An 18,999-nucleotide genomic window follows, 5' to 3' on the forward strand; every position below is an offset into this window, starting at 1 on the left:
ACTGACAGTGACACACATGGATATCGACGTTGAAGCTGTTCGCCGGTGGATTGACGACGATCCTGACGAGGCGACCGCACGCGAGCTGACGGATCTGCTTGAGCAGTCCGCCACTAGCGAGGATGCGCGCATTGAACTGGCCGACCGTTTCAGGGGCCTCCTCGAATTCGGAACAGCCGGGCTGCGCGGCCATCTCGGAGGCGGGCCGAACAGAATGAACCGCGCTGTCGTCATTCGCGCTGCAGCCGGCCTCATGGAGGTTCTCAAGCGCCATGCGGGCCCTGACTTTTCGATCGTCATCGGCTGCGATGCCCGATATGGGTCGCGCCAGTTCGCCCTCGATACGGCGGGGGTTGCTACCGCAGCCGGCGGCACTGCCTACGTCCTGCCGCTCGCCATGCCCACGCCCCTGACAGCGTTCGCATTGCGCCACCTGGAAGCCGATGCGGCAGTGATGGTGACGGCCTCGCACAACCCGGCCGAAGATAACGGCTACAAGGTCTACCTGGGTGGGCGCGTGGTCACAGATTCTGGTCAGGGCTCTCAGATCGTCCCGCCTTTCGATGCGGAAATTTTCGAGGCGATCCAGGCCGTCACCTCTGTTCGTGACGTTCCGCGCGCCCAGTCAGGCTGGCATGAACTCGACGACTCAATCGTGGAAGCCTATCTGGATCGAGTCACCTCACTGGTGACGGGCGGGCCAGAAAATGCGCAGCTACGCATCGTCGTGACCTCCATGCACGGTGTGGGCGGAGCAACGATGAGTGAAGCACTGCGCCGGCGCGGCTTTTCCGATGTTCACGTCGTTGCCCAGCAGCAGGATCCTGATCCGGATTTCCCGACCGTGCGTTTCCCCAATCCTGAAGAGCCGGGGGCACTGGACCTGGCGATGCAGCTGGCGCGCGACGTTAATGCCGACATCATCCTGGCGAACGATCCAGATGCTGACCGCTGCAGCGCCGCGCTTCCCGATCCCTCCATCGAGGGTGGCTGGAGGCAGTTGACCGGAGATCAGGTAGGCGCACTGCTGGGACTGCGGGCAGTCACGCAGGCACGTGGCGGCGAGGGCAACCCGACCGTTGCCAACTCGATTGTGTCCTCACGTCTGCTGTCGCGCATCGCGCAGACGCACGGCGTGACACACCGTGTCACACTGACCGGTTTCAAGTGGATTTCCCGCGTACCGAACCTGGTCTTCGGCTATGAAGAAGCTTTGGGATACTGCGTCGATCCGGGGTATGTGCGCGACAAGGACGGCATTTCAGCGTGCCTGCAGTTGGCGCGCTTTGCAGCAGAACGCAAGGCTGACGGCTCTTCTCTTCGGGCAGTTCTCGATGAGCTGGCCTGCGAGTTCGGCCTGTATGCGACCTCTCCCCTGACTATCCGTGTCGATGACCTGGCCACAATTACGACCGGTATGGCGAATCTGCGCGAGCGCGGTGTGGATTCGCTGGCCGGCTCCCCCGTCATCGAGACAACAGACCTGACGAACGGCTCTGAGCAGCTCGATCTGCCCGGTACGGATGCGCTTATTTTCCGCACCGAATCCGATGACCGCGTGGTGGCTCGCCCCTCGGGCACTGAGCCGAAGTTGAAGTGCTACTGCGAGGTTGTGATCCCTGTTTCGGATGGGAATGTGGACGCGGCCCGAACACAAGCCGCCGAGCGCCTCGAGCGGGTCAAAACTGACCTGCGCGCAGCGCTCGGCGTGTAGCGCAACCTAGTCGTCCAGGCCGTCCAGCACGGCCGCCGAGGAGGACAGGCCAAGCCGGGATGCGCCTGCTTCGATCATGGCAAGCGCGCTCTGAGCGTCGCGAATTCCGCCCGATGCCTTGACTCCCAGGCGGTCCCCCACGGTCTGACGCATGAGTTCAACGGCGTGGACCGAGGCACCACCTGAGGGGTGGAAACCGGTGGACGTCTTGACGAAGTCCGCTCCGGCAGCTTCTGCCTGCTTGCAGGTCTCCACGATTTCCTCATCGGTCAGGACGGCTGATTCGATGATGACTTTCAAAACCGAGTCGGGGCATGCTGCACGCACGGCCGCAATGTCGGCGCGCACACCATCCCAGTCTGCCTGCTTAACCAGCGCAAGGTTCACAACCATGTCAATCTCGTCAGCACCGTCACGAACGGCTTGAGCAGCTTCAGCGGCTTTCACCTCGGCCTTGTGCGCGCCGGAAGGGAATCCGCACACGCACGCCACGTGGAGTCCTTCAGGGGCGTCGATGGGCAGCATCGACGGTGACACGCACACGGAGTAGGTGCCCAGTTCCTGAGCCTGTGCAATCAGCGCGCGCACGTCCTGGTCCGTTGATTCCGGTTTGAGCAATGTGTGGTCGATCATCTGTGCGACGTCGGATCGAGTGGTCATGGTGTCTCCTTTTCAGTAGGTCAGGGCGCTACCACAAGGCTGGGCAGCGTCCAGTTTCCAAATTCTTGCCGAGGGTGCCCAGCGCGAGCCTGTGTGAACACGCTGGGAGAAGTAGTGATGACTTTCCCGCTGGATGGCTCGAAAACCACCCACTGCGAGTCAGTGGATTCCGCTGCGAGCACGGCGATGACGTGCCGAGGGATGAGGCGGTGCGCCCCCACGTAGACGAACGCATCGATTCCGCTGTTGACTGCCCGTTGAACCCGGTCAACACCCCCGCATTCCCATGGCGTCCAGCCGTAATGCACTCCTACCGCGCTTGATGCCAGTGAAGCCAGTGCCCACGGCGAGGTGCCTAAGGCCTGCGGCCACGGGATCCCCACCCGCGCGGCCTGAGCGTGCAGCGCAACCTGGATCCGGTCAACAGCATCGCGCCGAGCATTCAGATAGGCGTGCTGCGGTCCGCCCGCCCGCGCGGCAACCGCTGCAAGCGCGGCGATCCCGCACGTTGTGCCGTCAACCTGATGCGGCATGACTGCGGGAAGTGGCCGAGGGCGCGCGGTGTTCACTGAGGATCCACTCGACCCAGCACGACGGAGTCAGCACCGCCGCGGCGATCAGGGCCAATCGCGATGGCTCCCGACAGGGCTTCACGCGCCCGCTCGATTCGCTCAGGTGTCTGCGTGTGCAGCGTCAACAGCGGCTGCCCCTTCGTGACGGCCTCACCCGGTTTGGCGTGGATTTCGATGCCTGCTTCCGCCTGCACGGCATCTTCCTTGCGTGCGCGGCCAGCCCCCAGGCGCCACGAGGCCACACCGATCGAGAGTGCATCCATCGCGGTGACATATCCGGAAGCTTCGGCAGCAATGACTTCCGTGTGCTGGGCAGCCGGCAGCGCAGCGTCAGGATCCCCGCCCTGGCCTGCGACCATTTCACGCCACTTGTCCATCGCGCGGCCATCAGCGAGCGCTTCAGCCGGGTCAACGTCTCCTCGTCCAGCCTGACGCAGCATTTCGCGTGCCAGAGCAACGGTCAGTTCCACCACGTCAGAGGGTCCGCCACCGGCCAGGACCTCCACAGCTTCACGCACTTCCAGCGCGTTGCCGACAGTACGTCCCAGCGGCGTGGACATGTCGGTGAGCAGCGCACAGATCGACAGACCTGCATCTGAACCAAGGTCCACCATCGTGCGTGCCAGTTCGCGCGCATGGTCAATGTCTTTCATGAAGGCACCGGAGCCGACCTTCACGTCCAGCACCAGTGAGCTGGTGCCTTCAGCAATCTTCTTCGACATAATCGACGATGCGATCAGCGGAATACAGTCAACGGTTCCGGTCGTGTCACGCAGCGCGTACAGCTTGCGGTCAGCGGGAGCCAACCCGGACCCTGCCGCGCAGATCACTGCCCCAACCGTATCCAGCATGTGCATGATTTCGTCATTGCTCAGGTTCGCGCGCCACCCGGGGATCGATTCCATCTTGTCCAGGGTTCCGCCGGTGTGCCCCAGGCCGCGCCCGGACAGCTGCGGCACGGCCACGTCATACACCGCGACGAGAGGTGCCAGCGGCAGCGTGATCTTGTCACCGACACCGCCGGTGGAGTGCTTGTCACTGGTGGGGCGCCTCAGGCTGGAAAAGTCCATCCGTTCCCCGGAGCTCATCATGGCCTGCATCCAGCGCTCAATTTCACGGCGCTGCATCCCGTTGATGAAAATCGCCATCGCCAGTGCCGACATTTGCTCATCGGCAACGACGCCTCGCGTGTAGGCATCGATCACCCAGTCGATCTGCTGGTTGTCCAGCTCACCTCCGTCACGCTTGGCTGAGATGATGTCGACAACGTCAAACTGTTCAACGCTCATTTCTTCCTCCGTTCTCAGGGCCTTCCCCTGTCACTTCACGCACATTCCACGGGCCAAAGCCGCGCGGCAGTACCTCGTCCATCCGCATCAGGCCGCCAGGCATGGCGAGCATCAGGTCAGGGCCGCCATGTTCGAACAGGATCTGTCGGCACCGTCCGCATGGAGCGGTCGCCTCCTGGTGGGCATTGACGCACGCGAACGCGACCAGGTGCCCTCCACCTGTGTTGATCAGTTCAGATATCACGCCACATTCAGCGCACAGTGTCACACCGTACCCGGCGTTTTCAACGTTGCATCCCGACACGATTCGACCATCGTCGACGAGGGCGGCCGCGCCCACCGGATAGTGCGAATACGGGCAATAGGCTCGCTGCATGGCACTGACGGCTGCCTGGTGAAGGTCAGCCCACGTCTGGTCTGTGATCTCCATAGTTCTCCCTTGCCGTTCCATTTCTACTTTACGGGTAGGGAACGCCTTCTGCGGCTGGCGCGCGCACACGACCCACGAAGCCTGCAATCGCCAGAATCGTCACCACATAGGGGATCATCAGCATGATCTGTGACGGCATGGGTGATCCGATAATGGACAGCGTGTAGCCCAGGTTCATGGCGAAACCGAACAGCAGTGCTGCGGCCACTCCGCCGATCGGGGTCCAGCCGCCCAGAATCATGGCGGCCAGGGCGATGTAGCCGTTGCCCGATGCCATGTCCTTGGCGAATGCCAGGCCGTGCCCGATGGTGAAGAACGCACCGCCCAGGCCGGCCAGAGCGCCACCCAGGATCGCATTGTTGATGCGTGTCCTCATCACGTTGATGCCCACTGTGTCGGCCGCCTGCGGGTGCTCGCCGCACGCCCGCATACGCAGGCCCCATCGTGAGTGGAACAGCATGAACTGCAGCACTCCAACCACAACGTACATCGTGTACACCAAGATGGTCTGCTGGAACAGCACCGGGCCGATCAGGGGGATCCTGGACAGGATCGGAATCGAAATGACCGGCAGTGATACACCGGAGTTAAAGGCTTCGCGCGACTCCGCTGACACATTCAGCACCGTGGAGTAGAAGAAGCTGGTCAATCCCAATACCAGCACGTTCAGCACAACACCGACAATGATCTGGTCGACGCGGTATTTCAGTCCGAACAGCACCAGGAGCAGTGACACCAACATGCCGGCGATCGGCGCGGCAATCAGGCCCACCCATGCGTTCCTGGCCAGCGAGGCGACGACCGCGCCGAGGAACGCTCCGAAAAGCAGCTGACCTTCAATGGCGATGTTGATGGTTCCGGAGCGCTCCCCCACCGTTCCGGCCATTGCGCCGAAAATCAATGGGACTGACAGGGTCAGTGCGCCCGCCAGCAATGTGACGATCGGGATGACGGTGTCGCGCCCCGCTCCAGCCCAGGTCAGGAACACGAGAATGAACAGCACGCCGACGATTGCATGCATCCACAGCGGAGTGCTCACGCGGCGCTGCCGCTGCATGAATGCGACGGCTGTCAGGGCTGCCAGAATCAGCGTGGCCACGATGGCGAAAGGCCGTGCAGGAACAGAGAAGTCCGGGATCGCCACGAAGTCCGAGGACCGTCCCAGCGCAAAGCGCGTGGAACTGTGGCAGTAGAACGCCAGCAGTGCGCTTAGTACCGTCGCCAGCGCGTAGGAGACAACAACTTTCACCGGCAGTGCGGGCTGCACAGACTGTGTAGTCGCTGTGGTGCTCATGCTGCCACCTCTTTCTTCGCGATACGGGAATGCGGCAGCGGTTCAGGCAAACGGAAAATCGCGCGAACCAGTGGCGGCGCGGCAATGAACAACACGATCGTGGACTGGATGACCAGGACAATGTCGATCGGAGTCTGCGTCGCAGTCTGCATAATCGCACCGCCCGCTTTCAGCGCGCCGAACAGCAATCCGGCCAGCACCGTACCCAGTGGGCGTGACTTGCCCAGCAGCGCCACGGTGATCGCGTCAAAACCGATTGATGCGGCAATGCCGGTGGTCAGATAGCGTTCAGTGCCCAGAGCCGGGGCCGAACCAGCCAGACCGCACAGCGCACCAGAAACAATCATGACCAACGTCGTCACTTTTTCAACGGAGATACCCGCTGTGCGTGCCGCCGCAGGATTCAGGCCCGTCGCGCGGAATTCGAACCCGATCGTTGAACGCTCCAGCAGCCACCACACGAACAGTGCAGCCGCCAGAGCGGCAATGAATCCGAAGTGCACACGGAAGGAATCTCCCAGCAGCCTGGGGTACATCGCTGTTTCGAGGACCGGCATGGATTTCGGGTTCGTGTTCCCCTCGCCAATGAACGAGGGCCGGGTCAGGACGTACCCGATCAGCAAACCGGCGATCGAGTTGAGCATGATCGTCGTGATGACTTCGTTCGCGCCGGTCTTCGCTTTCAGGATGCCGGCAATTCCGGACCACAGTGCACCGCCGAGGGCGGCTCCGCACATGGCTGCCAGCAAGTGAATCACGGGTGGCAGGTGCCAGGCGAATCCCACGTAGCTGCCGAAGATTGCACCGAGCACGACCTGCCCCTGCGCACCGATGTTGAACAGGCCTGCCCGGAATCCCACTGCCACACCCAGGCCCGCAAAGATCAGGGGAACCGAGTTGGTGAGGGTTTCGGTGAGCGGCCGCCACATGCGTGCTGTGCTGGACGCTTTCCAGTCAAAGACTGCGCCGCGCAGCATCGCCTCGTAGGCGTCGCCCACTGCGGACCACAATGCGGCGAACGTGTCGACGGGGCGTGCGAAGAAATACCCGGCCGCTGTCTGAACGTTTGGGTTTGAAATGGCGATCAGCACTGATCCGACGACGAGTGCCACGACAACGGCCAGAACCGATACGAGCCAGGAGCCCGACATGACGCGTCGGATGAGGGAAGCCTGCGCACCGGAGCGGTCGGACACGTCTGGTGTTTCCTGTGCCTCTTTCACTGCTCCTCCTTTTCAGCCTGCTCGTCGGCAGCGCCCAGAATTGTTTCATGGTGAGCGGCCTGGCTGCGAGCTTCGTCGGCGGGCACACCCGCCATCATCAGTCCCAGCACGTCGCGCGGTGTATCGGCGGGGACGATGCCGACGATTCGTCCGCGATACATCACGGCGATCCGGTCAGCCAGCGCGACAACCTCGTCCAGTTCACTGGAGATGATCAGCACCGCGGTTCCTTCGTCACGCTCAGCAACAATGCGGCGGTGGACGAACTCGATCGATCCGACGTCCAGGCCGCGGGTCGGCTGCGAGGCCACCAGAAGGTCCAGGTCGCGCGAAATTTCACGTGCCAGCACGACCTTTTGCTGATTGCCGCCCGACAGAGTGGAGATCGGGTCAGAAACGTCGGTGACACGAATGTCGTACTCATCAACTTTTTCGAGCGCGTTGGCGCGCACTTTCTTCGGATTTAACGACGGACCTGCGCCAAACTGCGCACTGTTCGAAATATCCAGGATGAGATTTTCGGCAATCGAGAAGCCTGCGATCATGCCGTCGGTCGAGCGATCCTCGGGCACGAACCCCATGCCGTGATGGATGCGCTGGCGCACACTCATCGGGGAGAGCTGCGCTCCTGACATTGTCATCGTCCCGGACGTCGGTGTTTCCAGTCCGAGCAGGCATTCAGCCAGTTCGGTCTGACCATTGCCCTGCACGCCGGCCACCGCCAGAATCTCTCCGCTGCGAATACTCAACGTCACATCATCGAGTGCAACTGCGCCCGCCGCATCAACCAGCGACAGTCCGTCCACATCCAGCACAACCTCGCCAGGTGAGGCCGGGCCTTTTTCCACCGTCAGATTCACGTCGCGGCCCACCATCATCGAGGCCAGCTCGTTCTCGCTTGAATCCGGAGCAGCTTCACCAACCACTTTTCCGCGCCGGATCACCGTGATGCGGTCCGCGATTGCGCGCACTTCGCGCAGCTTATGCGTGATGAAAACGATGGATGTGCCGTCCTCTTTCAGTCCGCGCATAATCTCAATAAGTTCATCGGTTTCCTGCGGGGTGAGCACGGCAGTCGGCTCATCGAGGATCAGCACTTTAGCTTCACGCGAGAGTGCCTTGATGATCTCCACGCGCTGCTGAGCTCCCACAGGCAGGTCTTCGATTCGTGCTTTCGGATTCACGTCGAATCCGAATCGGGCTGAGATTTCAGTCACCTTACGGGCGGCGGCGACCTCGTCGATCACTCCAAACGTGCCGGTGGGTTCGTAACCCAGGGCCACGGATTCGGCAACGGTGAATACGGGGACGAGCATAAAGTGCTGGTGCACCATGCCGATTCCGGCTGCCACAGCGTCGCCGGGGCCTTTAAAGTGGACGGGTTCCCCGTCGATGAGGATTTCACCGGCATCTGGTTGGTACAGGCCGTACAGCACATTCATCAACGTTGATTTACCTGCGCCGTTTTCACCCAGCAGGGCGTGAATCTGACCAGGTTCAACGGTCAGATCAATATGATCATTGGCGACGAGGGGCCCGAAAACCTTAGTGATGCCTCGTAGTTCGAGTTTCACTCGCTGACTCTTTTCTGAAAGAACGAAGATGCCGTCGCCACCTCATATTCGGTTGCGACGGCATCTTCATCATTCGGTCGGTGTTACACGCTCACAGAGAGCGCATCACTTTGCCGGGTCGTACTGCGTGGACACATCCAGTGATCCGTCCACAATCTGCTGCTTCAGCTCTTCGACCTTGTCCTTGAGTTCCTGAGAAACCTGGGAGTCCATGTCGTAGAACGGAGCCATCGCCACGCCCTTGTTCTTCAGGTTGCCAATGTATGGCGTGGAGGAGAAGTTGCCGTCCTTCGCGTCCTTGACAGTGTCGAACACGGCATTTCCGATTTCCTTGACGACGGACGTGAAGATGGCTGGATCGCCCACTGATTCGTGACCGTCAGCGTCAACCCACACTGCCTTCAGTTCGCTCTTGTTCGGTGCTGCGTTGATGGCTGACAGGGTGCCTGAGCCGATTGGGCCGGCAACCGGCATGATGATGTCGGCGCCCTGAGAGATGAATCCTTCAGTCAGAGTCTGTCCCTTATCGATTGAGGAGAAGTCGCCCACGAATGAACCGGTCTTCTTCTCGGTGTCCCACCCCAGAACCTGAATGGCGCTGCCGTTGTCTTCGTTGTACTTCTCAACGCCCTTGGCGAAGCCTTCCATGAAGATCTGGACGGTCGGAATTTCCATGCCGCCGTAGGTTGCGACTGTGCCGCTCGTGGTGGTGCCGGCTGCAACATATCCGGCGAGGAACGCTGCCTCAGCCGTGTTGAAGATGAGCGGGCGGCCGTTTTCCAGTTCGATCGGGTTCTGCTGTGCGTCCTGGAACTGCGAGTCAACGAGTGCGAACTGGATATCCGGGTTGGCCTGTGCTGCCTCAGCCATGGTGATAGCCAGCTTGTATCCAACGCCGACGATCAGCGTGCATCCGTCCTGGATCATGGCGTCAACGTTGGTCTGGTAGTCACCGTCTGACGTTGATTCCGCGAACTTGACTTCCACGCCCAGTTCCTGGCCAGCGCGATCCATGCCTTCCTTACCGGATTCGTTGAAGGAGCGGTCGTCGAAGCCGCCTTCGTCAGAGACCATACAGGCCTTGACTTCACTGGAACCCGCTGCCTGACCGGACTGGCCGCCGGCTCCTGATGCCGGTTCGGTTGATCCGCTTGATGCTTCGGGTGCTGCGCCGCATCCTGCGAGCGCGAGCGCTGCGATCGCTGCAACAGCGCCTAGTTTGAAGCTCTTCGTCATAGTCTTCCTCTCACGAATATGGCATGCCCTCGGTGGACATGTCGTCGCTGCAGAATCCTCATAACGATAGCGCAAATCGTAAGGGCGTTTGGGCAAAATTACGGATTCTTGATCTAGATCATGTCCAGACGTCCGTTTTCACGCGCCAGCTCCACAACATGAGATACGTCCTGAGCGCGGTCATTGCTGACCACCAGAATCGCATCGTCCTGAACGACGACGGTCATGTTGTCCACCCCGACCAGCGCAATCATCTGATCGGTCGACGAGTGCACGCTGGTGCCCGGCGCATCAACGCGTACGACCGATCGCTCCGATTGGCCGAACGTGTTGAGCGAGGGATAGTCCCCCACGTCAGTCCACCCCAGATCCTGCGAAGGCACCACCGCGACGCGTCCGCGCGCGGCGAGCGGCTCGGCCAGGGCGTAGTCAATGGCGATCGATTCAATGGACTCCCATAGTTCTTCGCGCTCGTTCGGGTCGGTGTCAGGGTCCACGATCGCGTTCAAGGCGCGGTCCATCTGTGGATTCTCATGGGCGAGGGCGTCCCTGAGTGTGCCCGCCCGCACGATGAATATTCCAGCGTTCCACAGGTAGCCGTCCGTCACGTATCGCCGGGCGGTTGACTCGTTGGGCTTTTCCACGAATTCGCTGACTGTATAGGCGCCGCTGGCTCCCCCAAGTGCAGGCCCGGGATGGATATATCCGTACGCGGTCGATGGCGAGGTGGGCGCAATGCCAATCGTTGTCAGGTAACCGCTGCGGGCTGCCTGAACTGCCCGCCCGATCGCCTGGTGCAGCTGATCGGGGTGCGCGATGGCATGGTCAGCTGCAAATGAGCCGACAATCGCGTCCTGCCCAAAACGCCTGAGAATGGAGTAGGCTGCCCACCCGATCGCTGCCATCGAATTGCGTGGAGCCGGTTCCGCAAGGATTGTGCACTCGTCGTGCAGCTGGGCGGCGACAGCGTCACGATGCCTGGCGCCGGTGACGACCGTGATGGACCGGGAGACAGGCGTCAGCCTCGTCACTGTCTCCTGCAGCATGGAGCAGCCGCTGCCCGTCAGGTCGAGCAGGAATTTCGGGCGGTTTCGGCGCGACAGTGGCCACAGGCGTGTACCTGAGCCTCCAGCCGGAATAATCGCGTGAATGGTCGGGGCGATATGGGTCGTCATGGCTCCAGAATATGCATAAACCTCTGGCCGCTCCACGGCGACCGGAGGTTTATGACCGGAGAGTCGGGTCTTACTCTTCTTCAGATGCTTCCTCAGCGGCTTCAGCGGCTTCTGCGCCTTCAGCTTCGCCTTCTGCAGCTGCTTCAGGTTCAGGAATTTCGTTTTCCTGAATCTCGGCGACCGACAGAATGTCAACCTCTTCGTCGGTGACCAGATCAACGTTCTCAGGCAACTTCAGGTCGCCTGCGTGGATCACCAGGCCATCCTCGGCGCCCTCGATGTCGACCTCGATGAACTCGGGGATCGAGGTAGCAGGCGCAGCCACCATGACCTGGAAGGTTTCGACGGTGTGCGTCAGGCCGGCCTGCGGCTCGCCCACGACGGAGATCGGAACCTCAACATCAACCTTTTCGCCGGCCTTCACGGCCAGCAGGTCGACGTGCAGGATGTTGCGTGACACGGGGTGACGCTGGACGTCCTTCACTAATGTCAGGTAGGTTTCACCATCGACCGACAGTTCAACGACTGCGTTCGGGTTAGAACGCACAATCAAAAACGTTTCGTGCGAGGGCAGTCCCAGATGCATCGTGTCGGAACCGTGTCCGTACATGACTGCGGGGATCACGCCGTCACGACGTGCGCGGCGTGCTGCACCCTTACCAAAGTCATTGCGCAGCTGCGCATCAAGATGATTTTCACTCATTGAAGCCTCCATTTTTCAGTCGTTTCTTCGCCGACGACACCAACAAGGCTTCTCTCTGCGCGCGGGCGCACCGCAGGTAAAAGCTTCGTCGATCACGGCACCGCAGATATGCGACGCCCTCGCCGGAGCAACGACACATAGCCTAACCCGAAAGGGGCGCTCTATGCGACCCCGTCGAACAGTGATGTGACCGATCCGTCTTCGAAGACCTCTTTAATGGCGCGAGCCAGCAGAGGCGCAATCGACAGGATCGTCAGCTTGTCAAAGCGCTTCTCCCCAGTGATGGGCAACGTGTCAGTGACGACCACTTCAGTTGCTCCACACTCAGAGAGGCGCTGGGTTGCCGGGTGGGACAGGACGCCGTGCGTTGCCGCCACGAGCACTGACTTCGCACCGGCCTTGTACAGTACCTTGACCGCTTCAGCAATCGTGCCGCCCGTGTCGATCAGGTCATCAACCAGCACGCAGTCACGCCCGTCGACTTCACCCACCACGCGGTTGGCGACCGCGACGTTGGGGCGAGTGGTGTCACGGGTCTTGTGAATGAATGCCAGCGGGCAGTTCCCCATCTTCGCAGCCCACTTCTCAGCCACGCGAATGCGGCCGGCGTCCGGCGACACGACAGTGGCGTGCGACAGGTTCACGCGTCCGCGCACGTAGTCGACCAGCACGGGCATGGCCCACAGGTGATCAACAGGACCGTCGAAGAAGCCCTGTTCCTGCGAGGCGTGCAGATCCACGCTCATCACGCGGTCAGCTCCGGCTGTCTTGTACAGATCGGCCACGAGGCGAGCGGAGATCGGTTCACGACCCTGATGTTTCTTATCCTGACGTGCATAGGGGTAAAACGGTGAAACAGCGGTGATGCGCTTGGCTGACGCGCGCTTGGCGGCATCAATCATGATGAGCTGTTCCATCAGCCACTTGTTAATAGGGGTGGTGTGCGACTGCAGCACGAAGACGTCGGCTCCACGCACAGATTCGTTGAATCGAACGTAGATCTCTCCGTTGGCAAAATCGTAGGCAGTGGTCGCAGAGACACCGCAGCCCAGATGCTCACCTACCTGATTTGCAAGATCGACGTGTGCCCGTCCTGATACAAGCACGAGTCGTTTTTCACCACTGGCGACCAAGCCACTCATACGGTTGTCCTCCCCTTCAACCTGCCGCTACACGGATGCGGCGTCTCTTATGCTATAGGTTCATCCCCCTGATCCGTGAGTTGATGTGGCGTGCTTTACTCGATACAGGCCCCTCAAGGCTATTTCGGGATCGATTAGCGCAGTTGTTCCGGTGTCGTGCAGGCACGAGATTATTTCGGGGAACGCGACCCCCAGAGAGGATGACGTGAAACCGTTTTTCGTTGCTATAGTGCAACTTTGCTCAGTACATTGAGCTCCGCCCCCAGGATTCGAACCTAGACTAAGGGCACCAAAAACCCCTGTGCTGCCGTTACACCAAGGCGGATAGACCACCCGATTATGTCACAGTCGCGCGAAGAATCAGAAGCTTAAAGTGTGGAGCTCAACACGTTCTAGAGTACTGCTATGGCAGAAAAACGAGTCCGGATGAGCGGTGTGGCGCGACGTGAGCAACTCATTGAAGTCGGTCGCGCCCTCTTTGCAAAGAAAGGTTTCGACGGTACGTCCATGGAGGAGGCAGCCGCGCAGGCAGGCGTCTCCAAACCGGTCGTCTACGAGCACTTTGGCGGAAAAGAAGGTCTGTATGCGGTGATCGTGGACCGTGAGGTGCAGTCCCTTGTCTCCGCGATCCAGACGTCGCTGGAATCGTCCGCGCATCCGCGTGAGATCCTCGAGGCGGCCGCACTGACACTGCTGGATTACATTGAATCGAATACGGATGGCTTCCGCGTCCTTGTGCGCGATACACCCAACGACCGTACATCCAGTTCTTTCTCATCGGTGCTCGGCGATGTTGCGATGCGGGTGGAATACCTTGTGGCCGAACAGTTCGAACGCTCGAATATGGAACCGGGGTGGGCACCGCTGTATGCGCAGATGCTTGTCGGTTTGATCGCGCAGGTCGGGCAGTGGTGGCTCGAAGATCGCTCCATGCCGAAGGAAGTTGTGGCTGCACACGCCGTCAACCTGGTGTGGTACGGGCTGCGCAACCTCAAGACTGATCCGTCATTGCGTATGCATTCTGCGTGAGCCCCCTCGCGAAAGTATCTCGAAAACAAGTATCTTGGTGTCATGAGAAAAACGCAGCGAGACGAGGTCGATGCGATCGTTGAGGGGTGGGCACGTCAACGCCCGGACACTGACCCCTCCCCCATGCTTGTGCTCTCGCGCGTAGCCAGACTGGCGCGCCATCTGGATCTCAAGCGGCGCGAGGCATTCGCCCAACACGATCTTGACCCGTGGGAATTCGACGTGCTCTCCTCCCTGCGCCGCGCCGGAAAGCCGTATTCGATGACGCCCGGGCACCTCATGGACGAACTGCTCGTCACCTCCGGGACAATGACGAACCGTATTGACCGCCTCGAACGTCGCCACCTTGTAACGCGGTCACCGGCTCCGGATGACCGGCGCGCCGTCCTCGTCACCCTGACCCCCACCGGCAAGAAGCACGTTGATGCGGCGCTGATCTCCCTGCTCGAATGTGAAAAGCAGATTCTGGCGCCGCTTTCCCGAGGCGATCAGGACGATCTTGCTGACCTGCTCAGAATTATCCTCGCATCTTACGAAACGAAGTACTAGCCTAAAAGTAGCGTCCGACCACTACCGCGAGGGGACTTATGACTGACCAACCACCGGCACTCGCATTCGATCACCTGGTCAAGGTGTACGGCAATCTCGTCGCAGTAGGCGACCTGAGCCTGAATATTCCCGCCGGCTCGTTCTATGGAATCGTCGGCCCCAACGGTGCAGGCAAAACCACAACCCTGACGATGGCGACCGGCCTGTTGCGTCCAGATGAAGGAACAGCCTACGTCCACGGCGTTGACATGTGGGCCAATCCAACCGAGGCTAAGAAACTGCTCGGAGTAATGCCTGACGGTATGCATTTGCTGGACCGCCTCTCCGGCCCGGATTTCCTGACCTACGTGGCCTTGCTGCGCGGGATGGACACTGACACTGCGCGCTCACGTACCCAGGACCTGCTCGAAGCCCTGGATCTGACTGAAACGTCTGACAAAATGATCGGCGACTATTCGGCCGGCATGACCAAGAAGATCGCGTTGGGCGCATCCTTGATCCACTCCCCCAGCGTCCTGGTTCTGGACGAGCCGTTCGAATCGGTCGACCCGGTTTCGGCCGCCAATATCCGTGAGATTCTCAAATCATTCGTGCGCCAGGGCGGCACAGTTGTGCTGTCTAGTCACGTAATGTCAACCGTGCAGAAACTGTGCAGCCACGTTGCGATCATCCATCACGGTCAGGTCGTAATTTCCGGCACGACTGACGAGGTAGCTGCAGGCGGTGACCTCGAAGAGCGCTTCACTCAGATCGTCGGAGGCCGCATCACTCACGAAGGGCTGTCATGGTTGCACTCCTAATGCGGATGAAAGCGAAGCTGACGTGGAACTCGATGAAGCGTCAGACAGCCTTCCTCGTCCTGTCAATCCTGGGGGCCCTGGGCATCGCCGGCTACGTCGGAATGATTGCCGTCGGAGCCGTGTTTTCCATCTTCGAGGGCTACGCCGACCTGGCCAGCGTCATGTTCACTTTGATCAGTGCCTTAGCTGTGCTGGCATGGGTGATAGCTCCTGCGCTTATGGCATCGGCTGACAACACGTTGGATCCGGTTCGCCTCGCACCGTTCGCCGCACCTTCACGGCGTTTCGCGATCGGCATGATTGCCGCAGCTTTCGTGGGATTCGCCGGCATTGGCACTGCGTTATTTCTTCTGGTTCCCTTCGTCGCCTGGATTGTCTCCGGCCATGTGGTGGTGGCGCTCGTCAGTGTGATCAGCGCCTGCCTGGCACTTGCCATATCGCTGGTGTGGTCACGTGCCGTGACGACGTGGATGAGCGTTCAGATGACGGCTTCCACCCGTAGGCGCGATCTACAGGGCGTCATCGCAACGGTCGCGCTGTTTCTCTTCGTCACGCCTCTGGGTCTGTACATCAATGCCGGAATCGACAACTTCAACGCCGCTTTCGTCACCCGACTCGGTACGATCGTCGGCTGGACACCGATGGGCGCCCCGTTCGCGATCAGTCAATCCGTCTATGAAGGCAACTACCTTGTTGCCCTCGCGCGGCTGGCCATTTCACTGGTCACTTTGTGGGCAGGATGGAAGCTGTGGCAGTACGTACTCCCCTTCGCCATGAATGGCAAGGCACGGCCAGTCAGTGCTGAGGCCCGTCAGGCGATTGCAGAGGGACGCCACTTGATCGATCCCACGCAGGCTGCTCCCTCGGCGCGCGCTGACCAGCGCTCCTTCAAGCATGTCGATCCGTGGTTGCGTCTGGGTTTGCCACGGGCAGCGGCCGCGCTGGCGGCCCGCACCAGTCACGAGTTTATCCGCGATCCGCGTCTGCTCTCACAGCTGATCGCGGTCGGCGTCCTGCCCGTGCTGGGTATCGCAATTTCGTTTATGGGGTCGAATTCGGACTTCAGCTTTGGCAACACGTTCGCCATTTTCTTCACGCTCTTTGGTGCGATGCTCTTCGGCGGTGTCGTCGCGACCCTGATGGCATGGGATTCAACGGCGAACTGGCTGAGCATCACTGCTGGAATACGCGGACGCGACGAGCGTCTGGGTCGTCTTGTGGGCGCGTTACCCTCAGCGATCAGCCTCTTCGCCGTTGTCATGGCACTGCTGGCTTTCGCCGCGGGGATTCAAGGGCGTTCGCTCATCTACCTCGCAGTCACCACGGTGCTCCTGTTCTGCGCGACTGCCGGCGCAGGCCAGATCCTGCATGCACGCTGGCTCTACCCTGTTCCTCCGCCCGGCGCGAACCCGATATCGACAAAATCCACCGGCAGCTTCACTGCCACGATGCTGGTGCAGTTCGCCCAGTGGCTCGCGGCTCTTGTGGCGTCTTTGCCGGCCTCAGTCGTTCTGCTACTCGGCTTCTTCGGCATCCTGCCAGATTGGATCGGCTACATCGTTGCCCCAGTCTGGTCGCTGGTATGTCTGGTCGTCGGCGTCATCGTGGGCGGTCACATGTGGGATCGCCACGCAGTGACGCTTCTGCAGCAGATCAAGGCCTGGCCAGGCCACGCGAAGACGGCCTGATCGGAATCCATGCGCACGATCCCACCATTTACGCAGGTAAGCGGCCATTTAGCCTGCTCTTCGAACCCCGCACTCACATCATCTCGATTGATATGAGGATTCTGAGGTCTCCTCACCAGCGCATTTTGACGTACCATATGTGCCGATATGGCACATCTTCTTGGCACAGACAACCTGCATATGGAATACCCCACGACCGTCGTCCTTGATCAGGTCACCGTCGGAGTTGACGAGGGCGACCGAATAGGCGTGGTGGGTCGCAACGGAGACGGCAAATCCACACTCTTGCGGCTACTGACCCGCCAGATCACACCTGACAGCGGTCGCGTCACTCATCGTCGCGACCTGCGCCTGGGATACCTCAGCCAGTCTGATCGTCTGAATCCGTCTCACACCGTCAAAGAAGCACTAGTGGGAGATCGCCCGGAGTATGAGTGGGCGTCCGACGCGAATATCCGATCCATTATTTCTGGACTGGCTTCGGATATCGCATGGGATTCCCTCGTCGGTGATCTTTCAGGTGGACAGCGCCGACGCGTCGATCTTGCGCGCCTGCTTGTGGGCGAGTGGGATGTGCTGATTCTGGATGAACCAACGAACCACCTGGACATCGAGGCGGTCGCGTGGCTGGCTGACCATCTCAAGTACCGGTGGAGTCCGCGCGACGGTGCGCTCATCGTTGTGACGCACGATCGGTGGTTCCTTGATGAGGTGTGCACCCGCATGTGGGAGGTGCATGACACAACGGTTGAACCGTTCGAAGGCGGATACGCAGCGTACGTCCTGCAGCGTGTGGAACGTGACCGGATCGCGGCTGCGACCGAAGCGAAGCGCCATAACCTGATGCGCAAGGAACTTGCCTGGTTGCGTCGCGGAGCGCCGGCGCGCACGTCCAAGCCGAAGTTCCGTATCGAAGCGGCGAATGAGCTGATCGCTGACGTACCGCAGGTGCGCAACCCGATTGAACTGCAGCGGCTATCTGTGGCACGCCTGGGCAAACAGGTGGTGGATCTGCTGGACGTGTCGGTTTCGTTTGACACGAACGAAGTTCTGCGCGACGTGACGTGGAGGATCGCACCCGGAGAGCGCAGCGCCATCCTCGGTCCGAACGGCGCAGGCAAATCAACCCTGCTCAACGTCATCAGCGGTGCGCTGAAGCCGACGTCGGGGCGAGTCCGTCAGGGTAAGACTGTTCGTATCGGAGTGCTCGACCAGCAGTTTTCGCAGCTGGATGAGATCTCGGGTGACCGCGTGCGCGAAGTGCTTGGCCGCACCAGAACAACGTTCGTCGTGGACGGTAAAGACACGACTCCAGCGCAGATGCTGGAGCGCCTCGGATTTCGCCACGAGCATCTGTCAGCGCGCGTCGGAGAACTGTCGGGCGGGCAGAAACGCAGGCTGCAGATTCTGCTCGTCCTGCTTGACCAACCCAATGTCATGATTCTGGACGAGCCGACCAACGACGTCGATGCCGATATGCTGACCGCCCTGGAGGACGTCCTCGACACGTGGCCGGGCACGCTGCTGGTTGTGTCGCACGATCGGTACCTGATTGAGCGCGTCACCGACCAGCAATACGCCATCATCGACGGCTCGTTCCGCCATCTGCCCGGTGGGGTCGAGCAGTACCTGAAGATCCAAAGTCAGGCCGAGCTCACTGAACCGTCACCGGCTGAGGAGGAAACCGAGAATTCCGGCGCCCGCGCCTACGCTGCACAAAAAGAGCTGTCAGCGCTGGAGCGAAAGATGGACCGCCTGACACGCCAGGACGAGGATCTGAAAGCGCAGATGGCAGGCCATGATCCGACTGACTACGTGGGGTTACAGGACCTTGCGGATCAGGTTCGCGCAGTTGAGGACGAGGTTGGCCAGCTCGAAGCACAGTGGCTGGAGCTGTCCGAAGAGCTCGAAGGCTAGGCGT

General features: G+C 60.6%; 17 protein-coding genes and 1 tRNA gene. 6 read left to right on the top strand and 12 right to left on the bottom strand.

All coding sequences use genetic code 11. The features are described 5' to 3' along the window. Positions 1-16 precede the first annotated feature (16 nt). Positions 17-1,714: a phospho-sugar mutase gene (locus HMPREF2975_RS02585; RefSeq protein ID WP_070725567.1), complete on the top strand. Its 1,698-nt coding sequence runs from the start codon at positions 17-19 to the stop codon at positions 1,712-1,714. A 6-nt stretch (positions 1,715-1,720) separates the two neighbouring features. Here HMPREF2975_RS02585 and deoC read toward each other — a convergent pair whose 3' ends face one another. The 12 genes from deoC to HMPREF2975_RS02645 all read right to left on the bottom strand — a co-directional run bounded on the left by deoC (position 1,721) and on the right by HMPREF2975_RS02645 (position 13,337). Then, positions 1,721-2,374 carry a deoxyribose-phosphate aldolase gene (gene deoC / locus HMPREF2975_RS02590; RefSeq protein ID WP_058236166.1) on the bottom strand — a complete coding sequence of 218 codons (654 nt, stop codon included), beginning with the start codon at positions 2,372-2,374 and terminating at the stop codon, positions 1,721-1,723. A 20-nt stretch (positions 2,375-2,394) separates the two neighbouring features. Further along, positions 2,395-2,943, bottom strand: a complete 549-nt coding sequence (locus tag HMPREF2975_RS02595) for a hypothetical protein (RefSeq protein WP_058236167.1) — start codon at positions 2,941-2,943, stop codon at positions 2,395-2,397. Further along, on the bottom strand, positions 2,940-4,235 hold the full coding sequence (locus tag HMPREF2975_RS02600) for a thymidine phosphorylase (protein WP_058236168.1): 1,296 nt from the start codon (positions 4,233-4,235) through the stop codon (positions 2,940-2,942). The genes HMPREF2975_RS02595 and HMPREF2975_RS02600 overlap by 4 nt, the downstream gene beginning before the upstream one ends. After that, positions 4,225-4,665: a cytidine deaminase gene (locus HMPREF2975_RS02605; RefSeq protein ID WP_227469148.1), complete on the bottom strand. Its 441-nt coding sequence runs from the start codon at positions 4,663-4,665 to the stop codon at positions 4,225-4,227. The genes HMPREF2975_RS02600 and HMPREF2975_RS02605 overlap by 11 nt, the downstream gene beginning before the upstream one ends. Before the next feature lie 28 nt (positions 4,666-4,693). Further along, positions 4,694-5,959 (bottom strand): ABC transporter permease, encoded by a 1,266-nt coding sequence (locus tag HMPREF2975_RS12205; protein ID WP_070725573.1) that lies wholly within the window; start codon positions 5,957-5,959, stop codon positions 4,694-4,696. Continuing rightward, positions 5,956-7,182, bottom strand: a complete 1,227-nt coding sequence (locus HMPREF2975_RS12210) for an ABC transporter permease (RefSeq protein WP_070725574.1) — start codon at positions 7,180-7,182, stop codon at positions 5,956-5,958. The genes HMPREF2975_RS12205 and HMPREF2975_RS12210 overlap by 4 nt, the downstream gene beginning before the upstream one ends. Beyond that, positions 7,179-8,756, bottom strand: coding sequence for an ABC transporter ATP-binding protein (locus HMPREF2975_RS02620; RefSeq protein WP_070725575.1), 1,578 nt, complete (start codon positions 8,754-8,756; stop codon positions 7,179-7,181). Before HMPREF2975_RS02620 ends, HMPREF2975_RS12210 begins: the two co-directional genes overlap by 4 nt. Positions 8,757-8,861: 105 nt before the next feature. After that, positions 8,862-9,992, bottom strand: coding sequence for a BMP family lipoprotein (locus tag HMPREF2975_RS02625; RefSeq protein ID WP_058236173.1), 1,131 nt, complete (start codon positions 9,990-9,992; stop codon positions 8,862-8,864). 113 nt (positions 9,993-10,105) lie between these two features. After that, the gene (locus HMPREF2975_RS02630; protein ID WP_058236174.1) at positions 10,106-11,167 is read right to left on the bottom strand and encodes a mannose-1-phosphate guanylyltransferase; all 1,062 of its coding nucleotides are present in this window, start codon (positions 11,165-11,167) and stop codon (positions 10,106-10,108) included. A gap of 70 nt (positions 11,168-11,237) precedes the next feature. Next, a complete protein-coding gene (locus HMPREF2975_RS02635) occupies positions 11,238-11,870 on the bottom strand; it encodes a 50S ribosomal protein L25/general stress protein Ctc (protein ID WP_058236175.1) in 633 nt (210 codons plus the stop codon). Between the two features lie 161 nt (positions 11,871-12,031). Beyond that, positions 12,032-13,012 carry a ribose-phosphate diphosphokinase gene (locus tag HMPREF2975_RS02640; protein WP_058236176.1) on the bottom strand — a complete coding sequence of 327 codons (981 nt, stop codon included), beginning with the start codon at positions 13,010-13,012 and terminating at the stop codon, positions 12,032-12,034. Between the two features lie 254 nt (positions 13,013-13,266). Further along, positions 13,267-13,337: transfer RNA gene (locus HMPREF2975_RS02645), tRNA-Gln, on the bottom strand. 80 nt (positions 13,338-13,417) lie between these two features. Between HMPREF2975_RS02645 and HMPREF2975_RS02650 the strand changes: the two genes are divergently transcribed. The 5 genes from HMPREF2975_RS02650 to HMPREF2975_RS02670 all read left to right on the top strand — a co-directional run bounded on the left by HMPREF2975_RS02650 (position 13,418) and on the right by HMPREF2975_RS02670 (position 18,995). Continuing rightward, positions 13,418-14,041 (top strand): TetR/AcrR family transcriptional regulator, encoded by a 624-nt coding sequence (locus tag HMPREF2975_RS02650; RefSeq protein WP_070725578.1) that lies wholly within the window; start codon positions 13,418-13,420, stop codon positions 14,039-14,041. 42 nt (positions 14,042-14,083) lie between these two features. Beyond that, positions 14,084-14,590 (top strand): MarR family winged helix-turn-helix transcriptional regulator, encoded by a 507-nt coding sequence (locus tag HMPREF2975_RS02655; protein ID WP_070725580.1) that lies wholly within the window; start codon positions 14,084-14,086, stop codon positions 14,588-14,590. Between the two features lie 38 nt (positions 14,591-14,628). Next, entirely contained in the window at positions 14,629-15,390 is a 762-nt protein-coding gene (locus tag HMPREF2975_RS02660; protein ID WP_058236179.1) for an ABC transporter ATP-binding protein, read from the top strand. Next, complete coding sequence (locus HMPREF2975_RS02665; RefSeq protein ID WP_141757259.1) at positions 15,375-17,078, top strand: hypothetical protein; 1,704 nt, start codon at positions 15,375-15,377, stop codon at positions 17,076-17,078. The genes HMPREF2975_RS02660 and HMPREF2975_RS02665 overlap by 16 nt, the downstream gene beginning before the upstream one ends. Before the next feature lie 147 nt (positions 17,079-17,225). After that, positions 17,226-18,995 carry an ABC-F family ATP-binding cassette domain-containing protein gene (locus HMPREF2975_RS02670; protein WP_070725585.1) on the top strand — a complete coding sequence of 590 codons (1,770 nt, stop codon included), beginning with the start codon at positions 17,226-17,228 and terminating at the stop codon, positions 18,993-18,995. The last annotated feature ends 4 nt before the right edge of the window (positions 18,996-18,999 follow it).

Origin of the sequence: Actinomyces sp. HMSC065F12 (assembly GCF_001814535.1) — a bacterium.
Taxonomy (GTDB): domain Bacteria; phylum Actinomycetota; class Actinomycetes; order Actinomycetales; family Actinomycetaceae; genus Pauljensenia; species Pauljensenia radingae_A.